Origin of the sequence: Myroides sp. ZB35, assembly GCF_001865835.1 — a bacterium.
GTDB lineage: Bacteria > Bacteroidota > Bacteroidia > Flavobacteriales > Flavobacteriaceae > Flavobacterium > Flavobacterium odoratimimum.
Map to the genome: position 1 here is coordinate 3752910 of NZ_CP017769.1, position 24486 is coordinate 3777395.

General features: G+C 33.9%; 25 protein-coding genes. 6 read left to right on the forward strand and 19 right to left on the reverse strand.

The features are described 5' to 3' along the window. Window positions 1-259: 259 nt before the first annotated feature. The 3 genes from BK054_RS16620 to BK054_RS16630 all read right to left on the reverse strand — a co-directional run bounded on the left by BK054_RS16620 (window position 260) and on the right by BK054_RS16630 (window position 3424). On the reverse strand, window positions 260-745 hold the full coding sequence (locus BK054_RS16620) for a GNAT family N-acetyltransferase (RefSeq protein WP_006265666.1): 486 nt from the start codon (window positions 743-745) through the stop codon (window positions 260-262). Window positions 746-752: 7 nt separating this feature from the next. After that, window positions 753-2189 (reverse strand): multidrug transporter subunit MdtD, encoded by a 1437-nt coding sequence (gene mdtD / locus BK054_RS16625; RefSeq protein ID WP_006264050.1) that lies wholly within the window; start codon window positions 2187-2189, stop codon window positions 753-755. A gap of 560 nt (window positions 2190-2749) precedes the next feature. Continuing rightward, on the reverse strand, window positions 2750-3424 hold the full coding sequence (locus tag BK054_RS16630; protein WP_006265667.1) for a hypothetical protein: 675 nt from the start codon (window positions 3422-3424) through the stop codon (window positions 2750-2752). A 127-nt stretch (window positions 3425-3551) separates the two neighbouring features. On the opposite strand from BK054_RS16630, the gene BK054_RS16635 reads away from it, so the two are divergent. Beyond that, entirely contained in the window at window positions 3552-4007 is a 456-nt protein-coding gene (locus BK054_RS16635) for a hypothetical protein (RefSeq protein WP_006261552.1), read from the forward strand. 67 nt (window positions 4008-4074) lie between these two features. Beyond that, entirely contained in the window at window positions 4075-4794 is a 720-nt protein-coding gene (locus BK054_RS16640) for a VIT family protein (protein ID WP_006264052.1), read from the forward strand. Window positions 4795-4885: 91 nt separating this feature from the next. Here the strand turns inward: BK054_RS16640 and BK054_RS16645 are convergent, their stop codons facing one another. Both BK054_RS16645 and BK054_RS16650 read right to left on the reverse strand, forming a co-directional pair. Next, window positions 4886-5713, reverse strand: coding sequence for a helix-turn-helix domain-containing protein (locus BK054_RS16645; RefSeq protein WP_006261554.1), 828 nt, complete (start codon window positions 5711-5713; stop codon window positions 4886-4888). A 129-nt stretch (window positions 5714-5842) separates the two neighbouring features. Further along, complete coding sequence (locus BK054_RS16650) at window positions 5843-6610, reverse strand: hypothetical protein (RefSeq protein ID WP_006265668.1); 768 nt, start codon at window positions 6608-6610, stop codon at window positions 5843-5845. Window positions 6611-6815: 205 nt separating this feature from the next. On the opposite strand from BK054_RS16650, the gene BK054_RS16655 reads away from it, so the two are divergent. Further along, entirely contained in the window at window positions 6816-7043 is a 228-nt protein-coding gene (locus tag BK054_RS16655; protein WP_230456741.1) for a hypothetical protein, read from the forward strand. A 234-nt stretch (window positions 7044-7277) separates the two neighbouring features. Here the strand turns inward: BK054_RS16655 and BK054_RS16660 are convergent, their stop codons facing one another. The 8 genes from BK054_RS16660 to BK054_RS16695 all read right to left on the reverse strand — a co-directional run bounded on the left by BK054_RS16660 (window position 7278) and on the right by BK054_RS16695 (window position 16170). Further along, window positions 7278-8693, reverse strand: coding sequence for an outer membrane beta-barrel protein (locus BK054_RS16660; RefSeq protein ID WP_071307581.1), 1416 nt, complete (start codon window positions 8691-8693; stop codon window positions 7278-7280). After that, entirely contained in the window at window positions 8690-9259 is a 570-nt protein-coding gene (locus BK054_RS16665) for an RNA polymerase sigma factor (RefSeq protein WP_006258270.1), read from the reverse strand. The genes BK054_RS16660 and BK054_RS16665 overlap by 4 nt, the downstream gene beginning before the upstream one ends. Before the next feature lie 51 nt (window positions 9260-9310). After that, window positions 9311-9895: a DUF4840 domain-containing protein gene (locus tag BK054_RS16670; RefSeq protein WP_006265670.1), complete on the reverse strand. Its 585-nt coding sequence runs from the start codon at window positions 9893-9895 to the stop codon at window positions 9311-9313. Between the two features lie 342 nt (window positions 9896-10237). Next, a complete protein-coding gene (locus BK054_RS16675) occupies window positions 10238-10456 on the reverse strand; it encodes a hypothetical protein (RefSeq protein WP_006261560.1) in 219 nt (72 codons plus the stop codon). Between the two features lie 11 nt (window positions 10457-10467). Beyond that, a complete protein-coding gene (locus tag BK054_RS16680; RefSeq protein WP_006261561.1) occupies window positions 10468-11571 on the reverse strand; it encodes a porin in 1104 nt (367 codons plus the stop codon). Window positions 11572-12001: 430 nt separating this feature from the next. Further along, on the reverse strand, window positions 12002-13174 hold the full coding sequence (locus BK054_RS16685) for a PepSY-associated TM helix domain-containing protein (protein ID WP_006265671.1): 1173 nt from the start codon (window positions 13172-13174) through the stop codon (window positions 12002-12004). A 3-nt stretch (window positions 13175-13177) separates the two neighbouring features. Further along, on the reverse strand, window positions 13178-15517 hold the full coding sequence (locus BK054_RS16690) for a TonB-dependent receptor (RefSeq protein WP_036497125.1): 2340 nt from the start codon (window positions 15515-15517) through the stop codon (window positions 13178-13180). A gap of 131 nt (window positions 15518-15648) precedes the next feature. Beyond that, complete coding sequence (locus BK054_RS16695) at window positions 15649-16170, reverse strand: NAD(P)H-dependent oxidoreductase (RefSeq protein ID WP_006265673.1); 522 nt, start codon at window positions 16168-16170, stop codon at window positions 15649-15651. Window positions 16171-16285: 115 nt separating this feature from the next. Here BK054_RS16695 and BK054_RS16700 point away from each other — a divergent pair, with 115 nt between their 5' ends. After that, on the forward strand, window positions 16286-16660 hold the full coding sequence (locus tag BK054_RS16700) for a winged helix-turn-helix transcriptional regulator (RefSeq protein WP_006265674.1): 375 nt from the start codon (window positions 16286-16288) through the stop codon (window positions 16658-16660). A 400-nt stretch (window positions 16661-17060) separates the two neighbouring features. Here the strand turns inward: BK054_RS16700 and BK054_RS16705 are convergent, their stop codons facing one another. The 6 genes from BK054_RS16705 to BK054_RS16730 all read right to left on the reverse strand — a co-directional run bounded on the left by BK054_RS16705 (window position 17061) and on the right by BK054_RS16730 (window position 22108). Further along, on the reverse strand, window positions 17061-17618 hold the full coding sequence (locus BK054_RS16705; protein WP_006265675.1) for a Smr/MutS family protein: 558 nt from the start codon (window positions 17616-17618) through the stop codon (window positions 17061-17063). Beyond that, window positions 17611-17865 (reverse strand): hypothetical protein, encoded by a 255-nt coding sequence (locus BK054_RS16710; protein ID WP_006265676.1) that lies wholly within the window; start codon window positions 17863-17865, stop codon window positions 17611-17613. Before BK054_RS16710 ends, BK054_RS16705 begins: the two co-directional genes overlap by 8 nt. 1 nt (window position 17866) lies before the next feature. Next, the gene (pdxH, locus tag BK054_RS16715; RefSeq protein WP_006265677.1) at window positions 17867-18514 is read right to left on the reverse strand and encodes a pyridoxamine 5'-phosphate oxidase; all 648 of its coding nucleotides are present in this window, start codon (window positions 18512-18514) and stop codon (window positions 17867-17869) included. A gap of 11 nt (window positions 18515-18525) precedes the next feature. Then, window positions 18526-19434, reverse strand: a complete 909-nt coding sequence (locus BK054_RS16720; RefSeq protein WP_006261567.1) for a ribonuclease Z — start codon at window positions 19432-19434, stop codon at window positions 18526-18528. Window positions 19435-19807: 373 nt separating this feature from the next. Then, window positions 19808-20203, reverse strand: coding sequence for a ribonuclease Z (locus BK054_RS16725; RefSeq protein WP_232234305.1), 396 nt, complete (start codon window positions 20201-20203; stop codon window positions 19808-19810). Window positions 20204-21187: 984 nt separating this feature from the next. After that, window positions 21188-22108, reverse strand: a complete 921-nt coding sequence (locus BK054_RS16730; protein ID WP_006265679.1) for an alpha/beta hydrolase — start codon at window positions 22106-22108, stop codon at window positions 21188-21190. Window positions 22109-22831: 723 nt separating this feature from the next. On the opposite strand from BK054_RS16730, the gene BK054_RS18700 reads away from it, so the two are divergent. After that, a complete protein-coding gene (locus BK054_RS18700) occupies window positions 22832-23623 on the forward strand; it encodes a hypothetical protein (RefSeq protein WP_006265680.1) in 792 nt (263 codons plus the stop codon). A 5-nt stretch (window positions 23624-23628) separates the two neighbouring features. Beyond that, entirely contained in the window at window positions 23629-24399 is a 771-nt protein-coding gene (locus BK054_RS16740) for a hypothetical protein (protein WP_156860105.1), read from the forward strand. Window positions 24400-24486 lie beyond the last annotated feature (87 nt).

A 24486-nucleotide genomic window follows, 5' to 3' on the forward strand; every position in this document is an offset into this window, starting at 1 on the left:
TTTTACATGATATGCTATCCCAATTGCCGAAGACTCACATTCGATAATTCAAGCCAAATATAAAATATTAAATACTTAGATTGTGTGACACGCATAGTAATGCGTCTTTACATGATATGTTATCCTAATTGCCGAAGACAAACATTCGATAATTCAAGCGGAACATAAAACATTAAGTACTTAGATTGTGTGACACGCATAATAATGCGTCTCTACATGATATGCTATCCTAATTGCCGAAGGCAAAAACTGTAAACTGTTAACCGTTAACTGTTAACTCAAACCTTCTCTTCCCTTCTACCTCGTAATCTAACACTTCTACGAAGCCGATATTCGCCATCATCTTTAGAGACTTTTCGTTTCCACTACGAGCGATGCCCACAATAGTAGTTACCTCAGGTTCATTAGCTTTGATATACTCCATTAAGCCCTCTGTTCCCTCTTGTCCATAACCATACTTCCAAAAGTCTCTCCCTATAGAAAAGCCAATCTCTACAGCTGCAGGAGATTCAAAGAAATACATTGCTGTTCCGATTAACACATCCGTATCTTTCTCTATCACAGCCATTCTCATTTTGGCTCTACTGTCCCACTCTTTATGAGCTTGAAGCACCATATTCTCTGCTTCTTCTATAGTTTCAAGAGGTTTGCTCCCTCTGTATTGCATCGCGTCTTTATCAGAGTAGATGTATAATAATTGTTCTTTATCTTCTATGACTAATGGTCTAAAATATAATCTGTCCATGGTATCGTTAATTTGTTTGTTGTTTTGGTTCTTTGTATTCTCTTTTTTCGACTAGGCTTGCTCCTGCTTCTACACTTAATCTTGCAAATACACGACTAGATAAGATGGTGATAATTCCCATGACTAAAAAGGTATATCTAAACACGTCTATTCCTTGATCATTTGTCCCAATACTGCTATTTTGGAACATCACTAAGATCATCGCTGAGATAGATATCCCTAGACTGATGGCTAACTGTTGGGTAACGGATAATAAGGTGTTTCCCTCACTTGATGTATCATTGTCTAGATCTGCTAATGCTATGGTATTCATAGAAGTGAACTGTACTGCATTAAATGCTCCGTTGCAAATCATCAAGATCACCAATATCCACATTGGGGTATTTTTATTGATAAAGAAGAAACAAGAGATGATTATTCCGGTCAATATTGTATTGACAATCAGTGTGTTTCTATATCCAAATTTGCGTACAATAGGGATGACAAAGTTTCTAAAAACAAGGTTGGCTCCTGCCTGTGGTATCATCATTAACCCTGCAAAAAAGGCAGAATACCCAAAGCCAACTTGTAGTAGTAAAGGTACCATCAGTGGCATTCCCCCTACTCCAAATCGAGTAACGAGATTGCCTATTAGCCCTACTCTTAGTGTTTTTATCTTTAATAAGCTTAATCTGATAAGGGCTTTAGTGGTTCTCTGTGCGTATCGTATGTATCCTAATACACAGATAATCGTTAGTACTCCTAATAAGATTAGAGTTGTCGCTGTAAATTGGGGAGAGTTCCATCGTTCAATAATCAACGTAATGGTAGTCAATCCTCCACTGATTAACAGCCATCCTTTTAAGTCAAATTTGCCAACTGTATTGGTAAAATTAGGAACAACCTTTCTTGCCCAAACCATAGCGACAATGCCGACAGGTAAATTAATCAAGAATATCCAATGCCAAGAGAACTTCTCTACTAAAAAACCTCCTGCAGTAGGTCCTAACATTGGCCCTATCAATGCGGGTATGGTGATAAAGTTAATGATACCTAGTAATTGATCTTTTGGATAGGCATAAATCAGTATTAACCTCGCTACTGGTACTAACATAGAACCTCCTATGGCTTGGAATATACGAGCTAAAACGAGTTGATCTAAGGTATTCGCTATAGAACAAAATAAGGATCCTAAGGTAAAGATACCAATGGCTAACATCAGCATATTACGTGTACCAAAGCGGTCTGCCAACCATCCACTTAAAGGGATTAACAGGGCTACTGTCAAGGTATACGATACGATAACGCTCTGCATCTCTAAGGGTGACTCTCCTAAACTTCTAGCGATAGAGGGCAATCCTGTGTTTAGGATAGTACCATCTAAGGCTTGCATAAATATAGCTAACGCAGCAAGCCAAGGTAAATACTTTTTCACCTTTGGGTCTTCAACGATCCCTATTTCCATAATGTTGTAATACTAAGATTAATTAATTCGTCATCGCTGTTGTAGTAGAGCTAACTTTAGATAGACCACGAGGTAAAATGAATAAAATACAATGCTCTTATACACTATATAAAGTTGCTATCACGATGATAAACAAATATAAATAATCCAATCTATTCTCTCAGTTGTCCTATGACAAGTTCGGTCTAAAGAAATTACAAAAAGACCTCAGCTCTAACAACAAAATCATAGCATTACATCAATTAATGTACCGAATAGAAGTATATCTTATTTTTTATACAACGAATTCAGTTGAAGCTCATTTGTATAATTTAGTAAAACTTTAGGGATTTCATTGGTTAACAGTTGACTGTTAACAGTGAACGGTTTTTAAATCGCGTTTAAATGGCTATTAATCTTGTGAAGTGATAAATTATAGTGAGCTATTAAATGTAAATAAACTTAAAAGAAATAGCAGTATTGATGAGATACACTAACTCAGATAACGTTCCTCAATAACAATATCATGCGGATACTTCACAAATCCCCAACCGCTCAAGTGACCTAAAAGAGATAAATGCTTAATGCCTCACTTGATAAGGATACCAATCAAAAGAGGTCTCATGAAGTGCAAAGAAATGCGTTGGCAAGACTAGTCCGATAGTCTCTAGCCCTTTCTGTAAAACGGTAGTATCTTCTAATTCTTTTATTTCGGCACCAATCATCTGTTTATACTCTTCTGCCAATTCATCAAAGTAATACACCTTCATCTCTCCATCGAAGACTACTGCTATTTCTTCATCTATATCACCTCCCCACATCTCACACTTATAGTACACGAAAGGTTGTTTTGTCTCTTCATTTAACTGTTGTAAGAAAGCGAGTAACTTACACTGTTCTAATGTAAGGTTCAAAGACAATACCATTGGAACAATCTCTATATGTTCTAAGAATTGCCATTTGTTCTTTTTATATTCAGCATAACTTGCATAAAACGCATTGTCCTTATCATCATAGGCTGTTCTACTCATAGAAGGATTGATAACGAATAGTCCATCCTGAGGTAGGCTGTGTTTAATATGCTTTCGTTCGTGATGCTCATTCTCAAAGAAGATCTCTCTGGTCCATTCGCTTCTGATTCCCTTTTCTAGTGTATCTATATTGAATAATCCTTGTCTTAATTCTTCTATTTGTTGCAATCGTTCTATCACTGTGGTATTTGCAATAGTGTACACCTGTTCTGCGCTCCAGCTCATAGTATCTATTTTAGGCTAAGATACAATTATCCGTTTTTACCTAAAATAGGTTTGCTAAAAATTGTCTTGCTAATCTTTTGCTTTATTTGTAACTTGCTGTATAACAAAACAACACTTCACTATTCTTATGGTACAGTCTCAATATAGTTCAAGAATTATCAAATTATTATTGATTTTACTTATTATTGCTTTAGTACTTTTTACCCTATTTTACTTTATGGCAGATGATGCACAGAGTGGCCATGTTGGCTTCAAAAGTCATTATGGCTTCGTAGGAGGAGTTACCTTAGGGTTAGTCTTATTTGTATTTAGTTTTTCATTAACGATGACGATGGTCAAGGATATCACAATCCAAGAGAATGATATCTTAGTCAGAAACCTTATTGGAAGCAAAAAGAAATTTTACAAACCAAATACAGTATGTGTGCTAGCACATACTAAACGAGTTTTTCTAGGAGCTACAGAATACATCGTACTCCAAGAAGGAGAAAAAAGCACAAAGATATTTGAGTTTAGTTATAAAAACTTCGAAGAAATAAAACAACATCTCAATATAGATGTAGAAGGAAAAAGGAGAGAATAGTGTCAAAAGCACTACCTCTCCTTTTTTCTTAAAACTTCTTTTTTAAAAAATACGAAAACACACTAAAATGAGCGATAAAAAAGATAAAATAACGATAGACAATTACCTAGATAGCCATTATATCAATCGCAGTAATTGGCTTAGAGCAGCAGTATTAGGGGCTAATGATGGTATTATATCTGTATCGAGTTTAGCGATAGGTGTTGCGACAGCTAGTGCATCAAGAGAACCTATACTACTTGCCACAGTTGCAGGACTAGTAGCTGGTGCATTATCGATGGCTGCTGGAGAATATGTATCTGTAAGCTCTCAGACGGATATAGAGAATGCGGATATAGAAAGAGAAGCAAAAGAACTTGAAGAAATGCCAGAAACGGAATTAAAACTTCTAGCACAGATCTATGAGCAACGTGGATTAAAAAAAGAAACGGCTATGCAGGTGGCTATTGAGTTAACTGAAAAAGACGCGTTAGCCGCTCATGTTAGAGATGAATTAGGTATTAATGAAATCAACCAGGCTAATCCAATGCAAGCAGCTCTGGCCTCGGGCGCTTCATTTACTATCGGCGGAGTACTCCCGCTTGGGGTAGCCCTATTAGCACCGGTAAGTGAGATGGAATATTGGCTATATGGTTTTACGATTGTATTTCTAATAACATTAGGGGCATTATCAGCGAAGACTGGTGGATCAAGTATCAAAAAAGCAGTACTCAGAATCGTTATCTGGGGATCTATAGCCATGGGACTATCAGCTCTAGTAGGTTATCTCTTTGGTGTGAATGTATAAAACACTCCTTGCTGTAAATACAAAGAGAACTTAGTACTGATACTAAGTTCTCTTTATATATTAATCAAACTTTTCTAAAAGTTCTAAATAGCTACTTATTTCTATATCCTAAAGGAGAGTCCCCTATATGTAACTTAAAAAAGCGATTGAAGTACGAAATATTATCAAAGCCTAGTTCATAAGCACATTCTTTTACAGTCATATGACTATGTTTTAATAAATACTGAGCCTCTAGTAATAGACGTTCGTGTATTAACTGAAGTGCAGTCATCCCAGTCTCTTCTTTTATGACTTCTGTCAAATGCTTAGGCGTAATACCCATCAAGTCTGCATACTGTTGTACGGTTTTAAGCTCTTTAAACTTCTCTTCTAAGTGTTGTTTAAAAGTATAAGTCAATTGGTACTGTCTATTCATCCCTTTGTGAAACCCTAATAAACAATACTCACAAGCTCTGTTGTAATCATACAATATCTCGATCAGCTTCAAGCGAATGATATTAAGGTGATAAGGTCCCTTAGTGTCCAATTCCCAAGCTAGATTATTAAAGTTCTGTAAGACTTGTTTAAAAGAGTCTTCTAACTTATACATAGGTGGATAATCTGCATTTAAGAACAATAATTCATCCACAATCATCTCCTTGACATAATTGCGGTACAAAAAACACTTCCTAAAAAAAATCTGTAAGACTCTAAAGTCATCTGAAGCTTGTCCTCCAAGATAAATTACTTCTGGTGAAATAATAGACATAGAGCCCTCGTGAATGGTAAACTTATGGTATCCTACTTTTAAGTCTATATGTCCTCTAGTACAAAGGATAAGTGTATAGTAATCTTGCTTTTGAGGAGTAGTCAATACTAGATTATCTACTCTTGTATAAAAATCTATTTCTTTATTTGTTTCTAAACCAACTGTCTTCATCTTCCCTTCTATTTTATCAGACTACAAAATAAAACTAATTAGCAATAGGAGTCCTTAATATTACCTTAAATTCCGTGTTTTGTACTATATCTTCCGACTAATTATGCTTCCTTATAGATATTTACTCCTTTATTTTTTAACTAAATAAACCATTGCTTTAGCCACTTTATCCATATCTAAACTTAAAGTAGGTGCACTATACACATCAGGTAACATATATGCTTCTCCATTATTTAAAACAAACATTCTATCTCTCTTCTCATTCCATTTACCAACTAAGATGTAACTTCTAGTAGTATTATCATAAACAGAAATATCGTATACTATGTTTATTCCTCCATTATCTTTATAACGTTTTACCTTTCCATAAGAAACAAAACTTCCTTTTTCATTCCTACCAAACTCCCCTAAATCATTAAATACCCAATTTTGGCTAGAAAATCCTTTTACATATTCTTCAGTATCAACATAAGCCTTTCTATTCACTTCTAGCATAGCTCTAGTTTCAGAATCATCATAAGTCATTATTGCTTTAGCAGCTTCTTTATCCAATCCTGTAGGTGTAAAAATCTTGTAAATCCCAAAAGTAAACTCATCAATTACAATCTTAGACTTAGACATACTCCACTTCTTATGAGTAGGACGAACTAAAACAACCTTTTCCTTGTCTTCTGGCAATGTTACTCTAACATAAAACTTTTGTCCATCTGCTATACGAGGATCAGCTATAACAACAGGTTCATTATCTAAGGTAGAAATAGTATAAACTCCTTTAACTTCTTCGACATTAGCAATAGGTGTCTTATCATATAATACCTTTCCTTTTTTAAACACCACTTTCTGTGCTGTAGCAAGTGTACTTACACTTAACAATAAACAAACTAAAAAACTCTTCATAGTAATTATTTTAAATTATGTTAATACAAATCTACAAAATAATGAATACTAATTAGATACATTTTATACATATCCCAAGAGAAAAAAATCTTATGAAAACCTCCTTCGTTAAATAATCCTCTTTTATGTATACTATCCACTTTATATTCAGTATATTTATCTACAAGAGAGTAGTTAAAGTTATTTAGAAAATGTCAATATGCCTATGAAACCAATTAGAACGGAAGAAGATTATCACATGGCTTTAGTTAGATTACAGCTATTAAAAGATGCTAAGCCTAATACTCCTGAAGCAGATGAATATGAAGTTATAAATATTTTACTAGAACATTATGAACGCGAAAATGCTCCTATGGGAATGCCAGATCCTATAGATAGTATCAAAATATTTACAGAATACTTTAAAGAAGAAGATCCTGATAAGGAAGAATAATATCTGAAAACGCTTACTTAACTGTAAGCGTTTTTTTTTATCTCCTAAAAAAAAGCACCTCTGTAATTTATTACAGAGGTGCAGAGGGTGATAAATTAATTAAAAACATTACTATATATAACCTAACTACATAGTAATATGAACATAAAACTTACTAACACTTTACTTTTCACTTTTCATAGATTTTTGAAGATTGTAGTATATAGACACTTCTACTTCCGACCTTCTAAATGTTTATTCTTTACTTTCTATTGATTTCTTTGAATTAGGGATCGAATAACGCAACCCTAACTGTAAATTAAAATCAAAGGGCTTCTCTGTATAAATAGTTTTAATAGAACTCCCATTATCAAAATAATATCTCGCTCCTGGTTCTACAAAAAGCCCTACACTCTTTGCTAATTTATACTCCATACCTATTGCTACATTTGCAGATGTTTGTATTCCTTTTACAGTTACCTTTTCGTCTGGTCTCTTTTCTACATTCTGATTAGCTTGAAACTTAGTTTTAAGTGTTCCATATACTGACTTCTCTATATGAAAACCACCATTGACATAAGCTGAGAAATTACCTTTCTCCCATAAATTATAATTCACCTGTATAGGCACTCCTACATAATGTAGTGTCTGAGTATTTATAATCTTATACTCTTGACTTCCCGAAGTAAGATCAGAGGATAATTTAGTATAAGTAATACCTGTATTGATTCCCCATTTATCTCCCATAGGATAGTATAACGCTATACCAAAGCGTATAGGCTTCTTATGCGTAATATCGGTATAGACCTCTTTATTCTGATTCACAACATAAATCTCAGATAACACCGCACCTGCCATTCCTAAATCCAAGGGTGCATCAGCTCCTACCTTCATCGCTCCACTCATTGTATTATATCCACTTTGTTGCATACTAGATGTAGAGGCTATATTACTTGATATTAACCCTAAAGAAAAGCCTCTATTCTTTTTTGACTTTACTTCAGTTTTAATTTCTTTTTCCTTTACCTGATTTTCTACAATAGCAGTTTCTAAGTTTTTATGACTTTCTTCTACTAAAGTCGCTAACTGTTCTTTAACCTCTTCTTTATCTACTGTATTTGGAACTATAGTTACATATTCCTTCTCTTGGTTTACTGAATTAGAATTGTCAGCTACCTCGACAATAGAAGGCTCTCTCCTCTCTTCTATTGCCTTGATAGCATGACTGCTTGCCTTCTCCTTTTCAGTTGAAGTCAAAGCTTTGGTATTTGTGTGTGTTTCTTTGGTAATTATCTCTTCTTCTACCTTATCTAGATATTGATTCTGTCTAGAATTAGGCGTTACCTCAGTCTCTTTAGCATCTATAACAATACTATCTTTTTCTTTATCATCATGCTGTAAAGCACGTTCACTTCTCAAATATAACTCTACACCTCCTACTAACACGATTGCTATAGAAGCCACGATCCCTATAACTCTTTTTAAGTCAATTCTTTTAGGTGCTCCTTTTTTATTTGTTGCTTGCTGTACAGTATCTGACCATAATGGTATGATTTTTCCCTTCTCTTCCCCAAAAAGTTTTTGTTCCAAATCCTCCCACAACCCCTCTGGTCCGATCTCTGTATGATCCTTCATCTTCTGTTCCAGATCATTTAACCATTTATCGTTCATAAGGCGCTTGTTTTGGGTTTATTATATAACTTTATCTTCTGCATGAGTATTTTCTTTGCTCTATGAAATTGAGAAGCTGACGAACTCTCTCCTATTTCTAACAGTCTACCTATTTCTTTATGACTCTTTTTTTCAAAGACATAGAGGTTAAAAACCATTCGGTATCCATCAGGTAAAGAGCGTATCAATTCTAAAATCTCTGACTCTGGTATCTCATCTAAATTAGGTTCTTCTTCTTCAACTACCTCTACTAAATCATCCACTAGAGTAGGAAATTCTATTTTAGTAGTATCTCTAAGAAATTTTAAAGATTCATTAATGATTAATCGTGTCGTCCACGCTTTTAAAGAACCTACTCCCTTATACTCAAATGAGCCAATAGCATTAAAAATCTTGATAAAACTATTTTGCATCACATCTTTTACATCATCCTGACTCTTAAGATATCGCATACATACATAGGTAAAATGTCCTGAATAGAATTCATAAAATTCTTTCCAAGCAGATTGGTCTTTAGATTGTAATCTATCCACTAACCCTCGTTCTACACTATCTTTTTTAGTCATTTGTTGTATAAACATTATGTTTGGATCTAATATGGGTAAAACTAATTCTAATTACCTTTTAACAGATCCTGGAAAAAAATACTTCACTTCTACAAAGTCTTTATCTTCTTTTCCATCTACAGTTAATTTATCTACTACCCATTCAAACTTCACCATATCATATCTATTGGACACATAGACTCCTTTATATTTTGTAGTAATATGCGCTACTACATCTTGTTTATTATCGTCCATCGGAATTGTGAACTTCAATTCTTTAGGATTCATAGTTAATATTAACGCTGTTCCTGTCTCATCTATTACAGACGTATAAGCAAGGTCATACTTTACCTTATCCATCTTATTTAATATTTCCTCCGTTTTTCTAGCATCTTTAACTACTGACCCTACAAGCTCCCTAACAGGTAAATTATCAAATACAATCAAACTATCATTAATTTTAAAAATTGTATTTTGTTCATTCATCCACTTTCCTTGTAGAGTAAAAGCTTTACCACTATAACTCCCTACTACATCTCCTATCTTAACAGGTTTATTTGGCTCTACATTATTATCATCACTAATACACGATGTAAAACTAATACCAACTAAACTAAATAAGATCGTAAACATTTTAATTCTTCTTACTGCTCTCATTTTACTAGACTTTTAGTTTGTTTAACAATATTTCATAGTGAGTACTCATCTATATAAACCCAACTTTTAAAAATCCTTGCATGATGGAATTAAAAAAAACTACTTATTCTATATAAATTTACAAAAAACAACCTTTAAGACATTACAAAACAATACGTTATATAAACAAATTATTTTTATTATTTACAGAATAAAAGATAATCTATTACCCTTAGCCCATAGTCATTGATACTTATCTACTCCATTACCCATCAATTATAACTATAAAAAAAAACTTGCTACCCTAAATTAGGGCAACAAGTCTTTTTTAATCTACAAGTAAGAATACTTACTCTATTCCTTCTATTTTCGCAATAAATTATCTACCAAATCATACCCTTCAAGATATACATTATGTTCGCCAATATCATCAGCAACAACTTGCATTCTAATCTTTTTACCCTGTTTAATCAACGAGCTAACTATTTGATGTAATTCTCTATCCTCTTCCTCTGATAAGCCTTTAAACAATTGCATTGTTTTGCTCTCCTCATCTATTAATAATTCATTGTACTTCATCATATTTACTCTATTTATAATTTAAACAACGGCACCATCCATCTCACCCCTACTGCTATCTGATGCTCATTCTTATCTGCTTTAGAAACTTCATAATTCTTATAATCATAATTTAAAAAGTTATAAGCTGCAAAAAGCCTAAGATCCTTAAACGCCTTATCATTAAATGGATTATACTCTATAGCTGTAGAGACTCCCTTTAAAGCATAAGACACATTACTCTCTAGATCTTTTCTATAATTATACATCACTTTTACATAAGGAGTTACTTTATGGAACTTATACTTCACAGAAGCTGTCGTCACATTATCCTTCACATATGCGATTCCCTTAGTACTGGTGTTTAAATCTGTAAAAGCGGCATCGCCTACATTTCTAAAACCATACATCCAGTCTACCTCTGCCATAAAGTTATTTAATGTCAATCTATTCCCCATAGTTACCCAGCTGTAATACTTCTTCGCATCATGTTGAAATAACGCATATCCATAGCGCGTTTTCAAATGTTTTTTAAACAATTCTCCTTCCCATAAAAACAATCCTCCATAAGCCTTATTTTTATAATCTTCTGCCACAAACTGCTCTCCCTGAGAGACCATCTGTAACTTAAAAGACTGTCCTTTTACTTTATAAGCAACACTAGCCCCAGGACTAAAAAGCTCAATAGATCCAATGATATTCGTAAACATATATAGATCAGCACTGTTATAAGACAACTCCGTAGATCCCCAAGCAGTAAACTGTTTTCCCATTCCTACAGTCCAATGATCATCAATATTATACTCTAAGAAAGCAAACTCTAAGGCATTAGACGCTACTGACTCATTCAGTCGATATCGAAGTGAGTAGGTAAGCTTATTATTATAATTCCCTTTTAAATAAACTCGTGACTGTACTAATCTAAACTTACTATCTGAAGTACCTGATCCACTTGTCTTAGTCAAGTTTTCGTACTTTGAGTCTAGATACACTTCTAAGGTATTCACTTTCTTAGGCGCATCGGGGTTAGCCTGCTGTGTCAATACACCTAATAAAGTTGATTCTTCTTTTTTTTCATCTTGAGCCATCACACTTATCGTTCCCAATAGGATTGCACAGATTGTATATTTAATATTCATAGTTTGGTAGATTTTTAAAAAGTTTAATATAATTCTTTTTTAAACATCATTAACAAAACTTTACCATAATTGTACAAATATGAGTATTCTAAAGATAGAAGTTCAGACTCTCAAATAACACAACATAAAAAGCAATTCTATTTATTATGCTAAATAAACTCAATATTTCAATCAACAATAATCAACGCTATATGAACAGATACAGATCATTCGATAACTTAGAACGTCGTATCAAGATAATTACCAATAAGATTATGACACAAAATAGGTACCCTCATTTTATCTATATAAAACTATGTTTTTAACAAAACTTATTGTATCTTTATAATGTTGTGTATTAGTATGAATTTAATGAAGAATCACTTTTTATGCCTAGGTAGGTGTATTAAGTGATTTTTTTATACAAAAAAAAAGCCGTTAGTAAATGTTACTAACGACTCCTTTTTTTACTTTTCTTTTGTTTGTTCAACCAAATTATCAATCCTGTAACTGGTAAGGAAGCAAATATAAGTGATCCTATAAAAGCGAGTATCTTAGTAGGGTATCCCCATATCGTGCCTACGTGTAAATCGAAGTTTAAAGAATTTACTTTAGTGCCTAAAGCTATTGATGTATAAGTATGATCTTCACGAGTGACTATATCTCCTGACTTTTTATCAAAATACAACCATTCGAATTTACTCGTCTTATCCTGTTCTAAACGAATCTGTAAACTATGAGGCTCTTTCTCATCCTTAGATAAACGGATAGACATCATATCGGCATAACCGAACTTATCTAAGGCATAAAATACCGCATTGTCTAACGTATTACTTGTTATCTGAGGTACGGTATCAAAAGCAGTAGATTCCATTACCTGAAATTTATCTTCATCTACTTTATTAAGTGTTATTTCTACTGCTGATCTAAACTTAGGAAAGGCAAATAATACACCTGTCATCCCTATCACTATAGCTAATAGGAAGGTGTACATACCCAACAAATTGTGCAAATCATGATTTAACCGTTTCCAATTGACAGAAAAATCAAATACGAAACTTCGTTTAAATGTCTTACCCTTCCACTTTTTAGGCCACCATAAGATCAGACCTGTAATCGTAATAACCATAAATAACACTGTACTTCCTCCTACTACCCAACCTCCTATTTTACTTCCTAATAGCAGATTGCGGTGTAACTGTAACACGACATAAAAAAACTCTTTCTTTGTATCTTCTACTTTCTGAACTACACCTGTATAAGGATTTACAAATATTCTTTTATAAAAAACTACTTCATTCCAATATCCTGTTGCATTCTTATCTGTCTTGAGTGCTCTAAACACCCAGGTTCTATCTTTAGCAGGATAAATATCTACTCTATTTATAGGGTATTGCTCTCCTACTGCTTGCTGAGCTATACTTTGAAGAGATGAGAATGACAATGTTTCTCTATTATAGTCACTTAAATTTTCCGTATCATCGATATAAAAATTATTTGGATAAACAATTTTCTTTATATCATCGTGAAAGACATAAATACACCCCGTAATACTTACGATGACAATAACAATTCCCGTTATTAATCCTAGCCACTTATGCAGCCATAGCATAAATTTCTTCATCTACTAGAAGTTGTATTGTACGCTTAGATTAGCCTGCATTCCATTTCCTCTCACATACTCTGCATCAGTCCCTCTGTATTGGCTCACTACTGGATAATACGTTTTATTAAACAAATTCTCAATACCGACATTTACCTTCCACGCTTTATTTAAGATATAAGTAGATGCTAAATTAAACAAACTAATGTCTTTTACAGGTCCTTCACTATTTTTATAACCTCCTTTTTCATTAGGATTAAAGCGATTTCTACTTCCTGAATACAACCAATATAACTGTATATTTAATTTATCTGATGCAGTATAATACACAAAAGCTGTCGCTTTAGGTGGTGAGATACGTCCCCCATTTAAGTATACTTTACTTCCATCGTCGAACTTTGCCTTTCCCTCTACATAAGCATAAGTTCCCCCTACTGTCCACTGTGGCGTTAGTGCGACCTCAGCAGTCACTTCGAATCCGTGTACTCGCTCAGGTTCACGCTGTGCTACTAAATATCCTCCTATATCTACTAAATTAGCTCCTAACTTAGATGTGCTTAAAAAATATGACCCTGTAAAACTAAACATAGAAAACCTACTAGAGAACCCTACTTCGTAGTTATTCGTAATAATTGGTTCTGTCTCTAGCTTGTCTAATGTACTCTCTGTTGCTCTTCTTAAGATTCGCCCTAATTCATTAATAGCAAATCCTTGAGAAAAACTAATAAAAGGGTTAAAATACTCATATTTATTATAGCGTAACCCTACGTTAAACAATGTTGTTTTGTAAGGAATTTTACCTCCTTGAACGAAAATACTTCCCTCGTTATTAGGCCCTGTAGCGATCGTATTAAAATCATCTACTTTTACATTTGCATTCTCATATCTAACTCCTGTTTTTAGTATCAAGTGATCTACTAAATCTATTTTTAATTGTGCATAAGGCGCAATATTCACCATATCCATTGTAGGGATATACACACGACCATCTGTTAAGTCTTGGTCTGTTTTATCATTTAAAATATCTATTCCATAAGTCACTTCACTCGGCATCTGAAATACTGTAAAAGGAGTATTTAAGTTTAAGCGAATACCTTTCTTCTTAGAGTTAATTCTCGTTTGTCCAGGTCCAAACCATGCCGTTCCTTTTTCTACATAGCGGTTCATCGAGCGAAATGAATTCATATATAATGACACATCTAACTGTGTTTCTAAAAACAAGTCATTGTTCGTGTACCCCAACATAACATTGTGGTTATAAGGCGTACCTGAGTTTTCACCAGGATCTATCCCTGCTACACCTACCGTTGCTTCACTACCATACTTACCTATCTTACTGATATATCTGGCGTGTTGTGTACTTGTATAGCCATTATAAAAAGCGCGAATAGACGAATTATCATTGATATCATATGTGATTTGAGCGAACAAGTTCTTTTGATACGTATTAGACAGTCCATCTATCTGCCCTAATATCACTCCATCTCCGTCTCGCTGTAAACCAGTATAGTCGATAGACGCACCAGCCATATAGTTCCACTTTTTATACTTCCCTCCGAAAGACTGAGATACTTTATATCCTAATGTACCACTACTGTTCGCTGGATTAAACGAAGTTCCCAATACAGTAGTTCCACCAAAAACTTGTTCTCCTCTATTTTTCTTGGTTATATAATTAATAATCCCCCCAGTAGAACCATTCCCATAAATAGAAGTAGCTCCTTTTATCACCTCTACACGCTCTATTGCAAATGGCGCAATCGAACGTATATCACGAGCTCCGTTCATCAATGGTGTAGATTGTGGAATCCCATCTATTAAGACTAATAGAGGTCTTCCTCTCAGTGTCTGTCCTGACGAAGTTCCCTTATTTGTCGCACTTCCTAGACCAGGTACTAGATTACTTAATATCGTCGAAATATCAGTTGTAACACTCATTTGCTTTTCCATATCCTTCTGATTAATTATTGTTACAGAAGATGGAATAGTAGCTATATTCTCTGCTCTTCTACCAGCTGTAATAACAATCTCATCTAACGACTCCTCTAATTTCTTTAATACAACTTCAATAGGGTTTTCTAATTTTGTGTTATTAATAGTAACCAATTGTTCCTCGTAACCACTAGCTAAAACCAATAGAGTAGCTTCATTTGTTGTTATAACATCTATGGTCAGCTCTCCTTTACTATCCGTTTCCCCTATTTTATCTCCATTAATAATAATCTCTGCTCCTCTAATTCTATTTAAACTTGAATCGCTCACTTTCACTAAAAAAGTTTGAGAAAGTACCGAAGTACTAAACAGTAAAATAGTTAAATACACTGCTTTAGTGAACATACTAGATAATATATTTGATGATAGCATCATGTTTATATGTTGTTATAATTATTTGATTTCGCAGCAAAAATAAATAATTATTTATATTCATTCTATTTAATGCTGTTTTTTTACAAAAAAAATCGTTAGTAAATCATACTAACGACTTGTCTTTCTGCTTATTTCTTCAATAATTCCACATATTGTTTTACAGCTTCACTCACTTCTTGCTCCGTAGGTCCATACGCATTATTTAACGCTACAAAGCCTATATAGTTCGCATCGATATACTTGATAGTAGCTATTACAGGTAATAAAAACTCTTCCACTGTAAATCCGTAATGACTATCTTTTACATAAGACTCTTTTACACCACCAGTAGTGGTTACTATACCCATTTTTTTACCTACTAAAGCACCTTGTTCTACTCCGAATGCCCAGCCATAAGTAAGCACTTCATCTAACCATAACTTCAGTAAACTAGGTACATTAAACCACTGTGTAGGGAACTGAATGATTATTCTATCGTGATCTAATAACAACTCTTGTTCCCTCTCTACATCTATCTGCCCATCGGGATAAGCCTCATAAATATTGTGAATTGTAAGTTGTACATCTTTTGGCAATGCTTCTAACAATGCTCTGTTCGAATTTGACGCTTCGTAATTTGGGTGTGCTAATACTATTAATACTTTCTTCATTGTAATGATTTTCTTAATTAGAGTTACTCTCTTTTGGAGAGCAAATGTATTACCTTTGTATAGGCCACACAAGAACGCACGCCTAAGTAAGATACTAACCTCCAAGTAATTAATAATGAAAATCAATAAGTTAAATCTAAAAAGTATTTTAGAAGCAGATACATGTCCTATTAGATTAGTACTCGACAGAATAGGTGAGAAATGGTCTATGCTTATCCTTCTCCTATTAAGAGATCACGGTGTAATGCGTTTTAATGAAATAGATAAAGCAATAGGAGATATTTCTCAAAAAATGCTCGCCAAAACTTTAAAAACCTTAGAAGCTGATGGTTTTATTACGCGAAAAGTATATCCTACAGTGCCTCCTAAAGTAGAATATACACTTACTGAACTTGGATTAGACTTAGTACCCTATATCGAAAACATATCAGTCTGGGCATTTAATAATTTAGAGACAATTCTAAACAATAGAAAAGAATTCGAAAAGTAATTAATATAAACTTCTCTGTCTATTTTCTCTTCACTCGATTGGCATAGACATATCACAAATACAACTAATAAATCATAACAGGAACACTTAAACTAAATCTATAAAGCAATTATATGTATTACACAACATATATCTCCACAGTGATGTTGGCGCGGACTTGAATCCGTGTCATACATTCCACACAGGGATTCCATAATAGTAGGGATGATTACGTGCCGATAGGACATAATATCCATATAGTATAGGACGTATATGTCCACAAAAAAACGACAATACAGCCTAGCCATATTGTCGTTATATTTTATATCAAGAGTATATTAAAAAAGAACTAATTCCTAATTCCTAATTCCTAATTCCTAATTCCTAATTCCTAATTCCTAATTCCTAATTCCTAATTAACTTATCTGACGTTTTGTTTAAAGTAAATCTGTGTAGCGCCTAATCCATACTTCTGATAATTCGCATCCTCAGCTACTATCTCCGCATATCTACTGAATAGGAACTCTAGCTCAGCCTTTAGAACCCCCTCGCCTACTCCATGTATAAATACAATACGAGGAATGCGATTGCGGATAGCGAACTCCACCTGTCCTCTAGCTGTATCTAACTGTAGTGTCAGCATATCGTGCTTTTCCATACGTCTATAGTCATTCGTAAGCTTCTCTATATGTAAATCTACTTCTAGGATAAACTCATCCTTACGCGAACGTTTTTCCTTCGTAAAGGAACGTTTTATAGGATCCACCTTATCTTGTAGTGCTTCACTAACCGAACTTCTAGTACTAGCTGAGCGCATATCTACCTCGTCCTCTTTAGCTATTTTTAAAAGCTCATTCGGTTTATACGTTAATACAAAACCTTCTTTAGATTCTATAGTTACCTCATCTCCTATGATATTAATGACAACTCCTTCTTCGTTCTCATCTAATACTTGTACATAATCTCCTTTGCTAAGCATCTTTCTCTTCTTCTTTTGCTTGATTGATTAAATCTTTTTTTATTCCTGCATCGAACTCACGTTCTGCTGGTCCCTGTTGACGAGTGTTACTAGGTGTCTTTTGCATCAATCTCGCCATGGAGAAAAAGAACAAGGTTACACCTACTACTTGCACCCATATTTTTGGTTGGTCCTTAGAACTTTCCATTAACGCCCATCCCATAAAGAACAGGGTTGCGATAGTTAATACGATCTTTGCTATTTTCATATTATGGTGCTAGTCGTTCTATTTTCCAATCTAAACCATCTTCTGTCAATGTATATCGAATACGATCGTGAAGACGATTAGCTCTTCCTTGCCAAAACTCAATAGACACAGGTTTTACTACAAATCCCCCCCAATTATCAGGGCGTTTTACAGTATCTTCTGTCGCTTCTTTTTCTAATTTATTGATAGCATCTTCTAATACTTGATGATTAGGGATGACCTCACTCTGATTAGATACGATAGCTCCTAATCGACTTCCTAAAGGACGGCTATCAAAATAATTATCAGATTGAGCTGCACTAGCCTTACTAGCAATACCCTTGATAATAATCTGACGCTCCGCAGAAGGCCAAAAGAATGATAAACACAAATGTGGATTAGCGATAATAGCCTTTCCTTTCTCAGAGTTATAATTTGTATAAAACACAAATCCCTCTTCGTCATAAGACTTTAAAAGCACTACTCTAGACTTCGGAAAACCATCCAATCCTATTGTAGATACCGTCATGGCATTTACCTCATCTACTCCACCGAAATCCTCTATCTCATAAAACCATTTCTTGAATTGCATCATTGGGTTTTCGTCTACACTACTCTCTAACAATACACTCTTCTCATACGATTTTCTGTAATCACTTAAATCACTCATATCTAAATCTATTATAAGTCAAACACTTTACCATCGTCTCCATTCAGTATTTTACCACTAAACACAGTCTCTGCTTCTTTCTTAAACAAGGTAATATCATTATATCTCGTAGAATAATGTCCTAGTATTAAAGTCTTCGCATTCGCTAGCTTCGCAATACTTGCTGCCTGCTTAGCAGTACAGTGTTTCGTTCTTTCTGTATAATGCTCTTCACTGTCTAAGAAAGTACTCTCATGGTATAATACATCTACATCTTTAATGATAGGAACTATGGCCTCTGAATAATAAGTATCTGAACAAAAAGCGTAGCTCTCTGTAGGCTCTGGATCATAAGTAATATCCTTATTATCCACTACAGTACCATCATCTAATGTGATATTACCACCACTTTTAATCTTCTGATAATAACATCTATCAATACCTAAATCTTCTATAGCCCCAATACGCAACTTTCTATCTCCAGGCTTAGTCTCAAAAAGATATCCATTAGTATACACACGGTGATCTAATGGTATGGTACGCACAATAACCTTATCATCTTCGAATACTACTCTACTCTCTTTACTAGTCTGTTCGTGAAAGAATAGTTTATATCCAGAATAAGAATTAGACAATCTCAGCTGCAACAAAGTAACTTCCTTTATGCCCTTAGGTCCATAAATATGCAAATCAGAAGTTCTGTTTAACAACATATACGTTGAGATTAACCCTATCAATCCATAAAAGTGATCCCCGTGCAAATGGGAAATAAAAATATGATTGATACGTTGGAACTTCAACTTATGACGTCTTAATTGTACTTGAGTTCCTTCACCAGCGTCGATTAAAAACATATGTCCTCCCATCTCTAAAACTTGAGATGTAGGGTTAGTTATCGTTCTTGGTGTTGCTGCATAACAGCCTAATATAGTAAGTTTCAATATTGTCTTGTTTTAATTTTTGAGCTTGTAATTTACAAAAACGACAAGCTAAGTCAAAATAAAAGGCTTAAATTACTTTAAGCCTTTTGTATATTTTTATCTAAAATCCTAAGTCTCTTTGGATTTCATCCATTTCTATCGAAAGTGCTACGCAAAGTCTCCTGACTTTGAGTCTGAAATAAAAACAGTTCTTAAAACCCTAAGTCCCTTTGGATTTCATCCATTTCTATCGAAAGTGCTACGCAAAGTCTCCTGACTTTGAGTCTGAAATAAAAACAGTTCTTAAAACCCTAAGTCCCTTTGGATTTCATCCATTTCTATCGAAAGTGCTACGCAAAGTCTCCTGACTTTGAGTCTGAAATAAAAACAGTTCTTAAAACCCTAAGTCCCTTTGGATTTCATCCATTTCTATCAAATCATGTGCTTCCTGTAAAGTCGGAGCGATAATTAAATCTCCATCAAATTCATTAAAGTCAATTGATTCTATAACGATAATAAAAGACTTATTAGCTTCCTCCATATGTTGTATCGCTAGAGATTCAAAACACTCTAAATCCTCTTCGGATACAGTATATTTAGCCTTCGTTAAATCTATTATTAAATTAGAATGTACAAGACTATGCTCATACTGCTCTTCTAATTTTTTAAGAAACGTTACTATATCTCCCTCGTCACTCGTTATAATAAGGGTATGCCCTTTTTCTTTTACTTTCATTATATACGCCTTAATTTGATTAAGCGAATATAAAACGAATATAAATACTATCATATAGCAGAGTAAAAATATTATGGAAATACGCATCCGCAATCTATGTCACACTGATGATAGGAAGGGTCTCACACATAACTCTACAAACATATAGAATGGGATTCTTCGCAAGCTCAGAATGACATAACAACTGGATTTGTATTACCTAAAAACCACCCCGCCCTACGGGCACCCCTCCATAGGAGGGGAATAGTAGTACTGCAGACACAAACCGCAGACACGTCGTTTACTACATATCGCATTCCCCTCCCGTGGAGGGGTGCCTGAAAGGCGGGGTGGTTAATCCATAGGATGTGTACCATCATAATGTGATATGCGTTATCGAATATGTACTTTATGTGCCGACATTGGGTGTCGAATGAACGTGATGTGTATTAAAGTACAGACACATTATTATGCGTGTCACCCCCCCTTATATTATTACCAAAAATCATTCTAAATCTTTTAAAAATAGTATTTTTTACTCTTCTCAAAACGAACCATAAAAACCTATAAAAAAATGGTTCGCTATTTACCGAACAACGCTACAAACCCAATGATAAAAAGGGATACACAAGTTTTATGCGAGCTTTGTTCGGGAATCCTTCGGAAGCGGTTCGGAAAAACAGGGCTTTTTCCGAACAAGCCCCGAACAAATACAAAAAAAAACTGCACAATAGCCCCAAAACACTGAGATACAAGACAGTATTAATCCAATCAGAAATTAAATGCTAAACGCAAAATGAGATTATTTTAACCTTTAAAAAATGGTACTTTTTAAAGATTCTAAGGAAGGTGAATTTGCTTCTTTTTTAGGTTCAAAAAGCATTCAGATAGGATTCTGATTTGAAGCAAAATACAATACAAAGGTACAAAAATAATTAAGAATTATAAAGTAAGCGTCACTGGCATAACGGCATAAGGTGATATAGACTGTTGTAAACTACAATATGATTACTAGACAATATTTATGAACTAAGACAGTACAGCTGTGATCTCTTCCCTCTACTTATCGCTTGCTAATAACCATTGGATCAATTCTTGAGTATTCACGATCGTCCAAGAATGTGGATGACGCAACTGAGTATTCATGCGGTATCCTTTATTGGATGTAGTGATAAGCGTTGCCTGCTCATTTCCTAAACGTCTTAATTCATTGATAAAAGCAGAGCTTTCTGTCGCATTCATACTGGTCAGATCCTCACCTCTCTCATGTATCCACCAGTTTACATCTGGCTCTGTATAAATTCTCAAAGGAAGTTGTCCGAACTTCTTCACTGCAGTCTGATTCTTATCCGTGAATGAATAGGGAGATGTACTATAAAAAGCTTCTAGTGCAGTAGCAGGAGTACCTCCCATCACTTCTTCTATTTTATCTATCATATAGACACTCTCTTCACTAGCATTGTCTACACCAGATAATCTTATCTCGCGTTGACTAGAGTTATAAAAGCGTTCGAAGTCTAAAGGAGGATCAATAGCGAATACAGCATGTGGCTTCGTTATAGTCTCTTGTGCGTACTTAATAGCCGTACTTCCTCCTATCGAAAACCCTCCTATGAAAAAACGCTGATCCATAAGCTTGTGCTTACTTCTGACATCTTCTATGATTTGACCTAATGTACTCTGACTCGTATTATCTACTCCAAACGAAAGTACTCCATCTTGCAGACATGGGATAATCACTAGCATACCACTCTTAGCAGCTAATAGTGGTAGATCTGTTTCTAACATCACCTTCTCAGCACTCTCTCCAAAACCAGGTATTAAGACTAAATACCCCTTCCATGGCAAATGAGAAGGATAGATTTTTGTATAATAGTTTTTGGTCTTATCCTCTTTATCTAAAAAGACTTGCTCTATCTTCTGAGCTTGCATAAAAGTAGACAGAAGTAATAGCGTGATCGTTAGGATGTTGTTTTTCATTAGTAATCATTCTAGAATTTAAAAAGTTAAAACTAAATATAAAATAGATACGTTAACTATAACCTACTTGAAATAATTCTCCCTATTTAGTGATATAAATATCTCACATATAATATATTCTTTTTTTATATAATCAACTATCATTTTGACTCAGTAGCAACACATAATTGACTGCACTATTTAATTTTTGTGTATAGGTAAATATCCTATTCTAGATATAAAAAAATTTGCCCTACGGGCAATAAAAAATATCTTCCACCCCGCTTCAAACACTTTACTTTTTTTGCCCTTTGGATGTAAAAAAACGCCGTACTCGCGTTTTTTATACTTTTATGCTCTGCAAACTACACTATACTATCCGCTGACAAACATATCCTACAACACCAAATAAACACTGAGATACAAGCCTAAAACAGGGTAAAAAAAGAGCCAAAACAACTAGTTGTAAAAATCATAACTATCATAAAAAAAACACCCTGTATACAAAACAACAAAATAACCTCTCTAAAAAACAAAACAAAAAGATTAACACAAAAACTCACTTCAAACTGAATTAAATACAAAATAATCCCGAAAACACAAAAAAATGTTAAATCGCCTGAGTTTTTTAAAACACTGTATTAATTATTAATTATTAATTATTAATTATTAATTATTAATTATAATATTTAATGAATTTTACTATACTTTTTAAGTTAATTTTGATGTTAAATTAATTCAATTATGAAAAAGAAGCTTGTAATAACATTGTCATTATTAGCAAACATAGGATTATATGCACAAACAGGAATTAACACGCCTCGCCCTCTTGCTGTATTTCATGTAGATGGTAAGGGCGATAATAATCTAACTGGTCCTCTAACACCTGCCCAGATAGCAAATGATGTAGTAGTTACAGCAGAAGGCAATCTAGGAATAGGAACAATAAATCCTACAAATAGATTAGAAATAAAATCAGATACACCAGGAGCTATTAGAATAATGGATGGCAGTCAATCAGATGGTCATATTTTTATAACGAATGATACAGGAATTGGAACGTGGCGACATGTTGCATACAATACAAAAACCGTCTTAGGAAATTTTCCTAACAATAATAAAACAATAACTTCAACATCTAATCTTAGAACGTATAGTTACTCAAGTATAAATATAACTTTATCTAAAGGAAAATGGCTTTTATTATTAGGAAGTGCAATTCAAACACTAACTAATGATAGAAAATGGTTCCACATTAAATTTTCTTCTTCAGCTTCTAATCCAGATGATTACAAAGGGTTTATTTTCTTAACTGTTGCTAAAAATCAAAGTAGTATAGCTGATGTACTTAGAAACTCTATATCAGGAATCACTAGTGAAGATAAAGGAATGAATTTAATAGCAGGATCGCTTCCTGTTGAAGTTACAGCATCTAAGGTTACTCTATATGTTTTTTTAGAAAACACCGGTTTAAATACATGGACTATGAATACAAATTATTATACAAATTATTTTTATGCATTACCTCTAAATTAAAAAAAATGAAATATATCTATATACTTAGTACATTTATAACTTGTACAATATCTTTTGCTCAAATAGGCATAAATACAGAACTACCTTTAGGGTCACTACATGTAGATCCACAAAAAAACAATAAAACAGTAGATGCTAATAAATTTACTGATGACTTTATAATTGTCCCTAGTGGTAATGTTGGAATTGGAACTATTCAACCAAATACAAAATTAGAGATTTTCAGTGATTCCTTTGGTGCTCTTAAAATTGTAGACGGAACGCAGAAAGAAGGAAATGTTTTAACCTCAAATGAAAACGGTACTGCTACATGGAAAACACTTCCTAATATGAAATCAAGTGTTCTAGCAAATTATCCTTCTCAAACAATCACTGTAAAATCAAAAGACTCTGGTTACTCATATCTTGAATACAACATCACCTTAACAAAAGGTAAATGGATGATATTCTTAGGAGCTACTGTCCGAAAAGAAACTCCTATTAGACGTTGGATACAAATAAAATTTGCTTCATCAAGCACTAATGTTAACGACCAGACAGGTTTTACATTTTTAACACCTGGAAAAGAAAATAGTGCTATTGGTGGAGTATTAGATGCTGATGCTAATCCTATTCCTAATCACGGTAATCTAAACTTTATAAATGGTTCGGTTGCCATAGATGTTTTAGTAGACAATATAACTATTTATCCTTTTCTTCAAAACTTCACAACTGATGAATGGGTTCATAGTAACGTTCCATGGGAAAATTACTTTTATGCAATACCTATTAAATAAAATACCACGACAACAATTAATTTTAAAAAACTCTTCATTATTAAGTTAATGGGGAGTTTTTTTATTACACTGGTTGATTAAAAGATA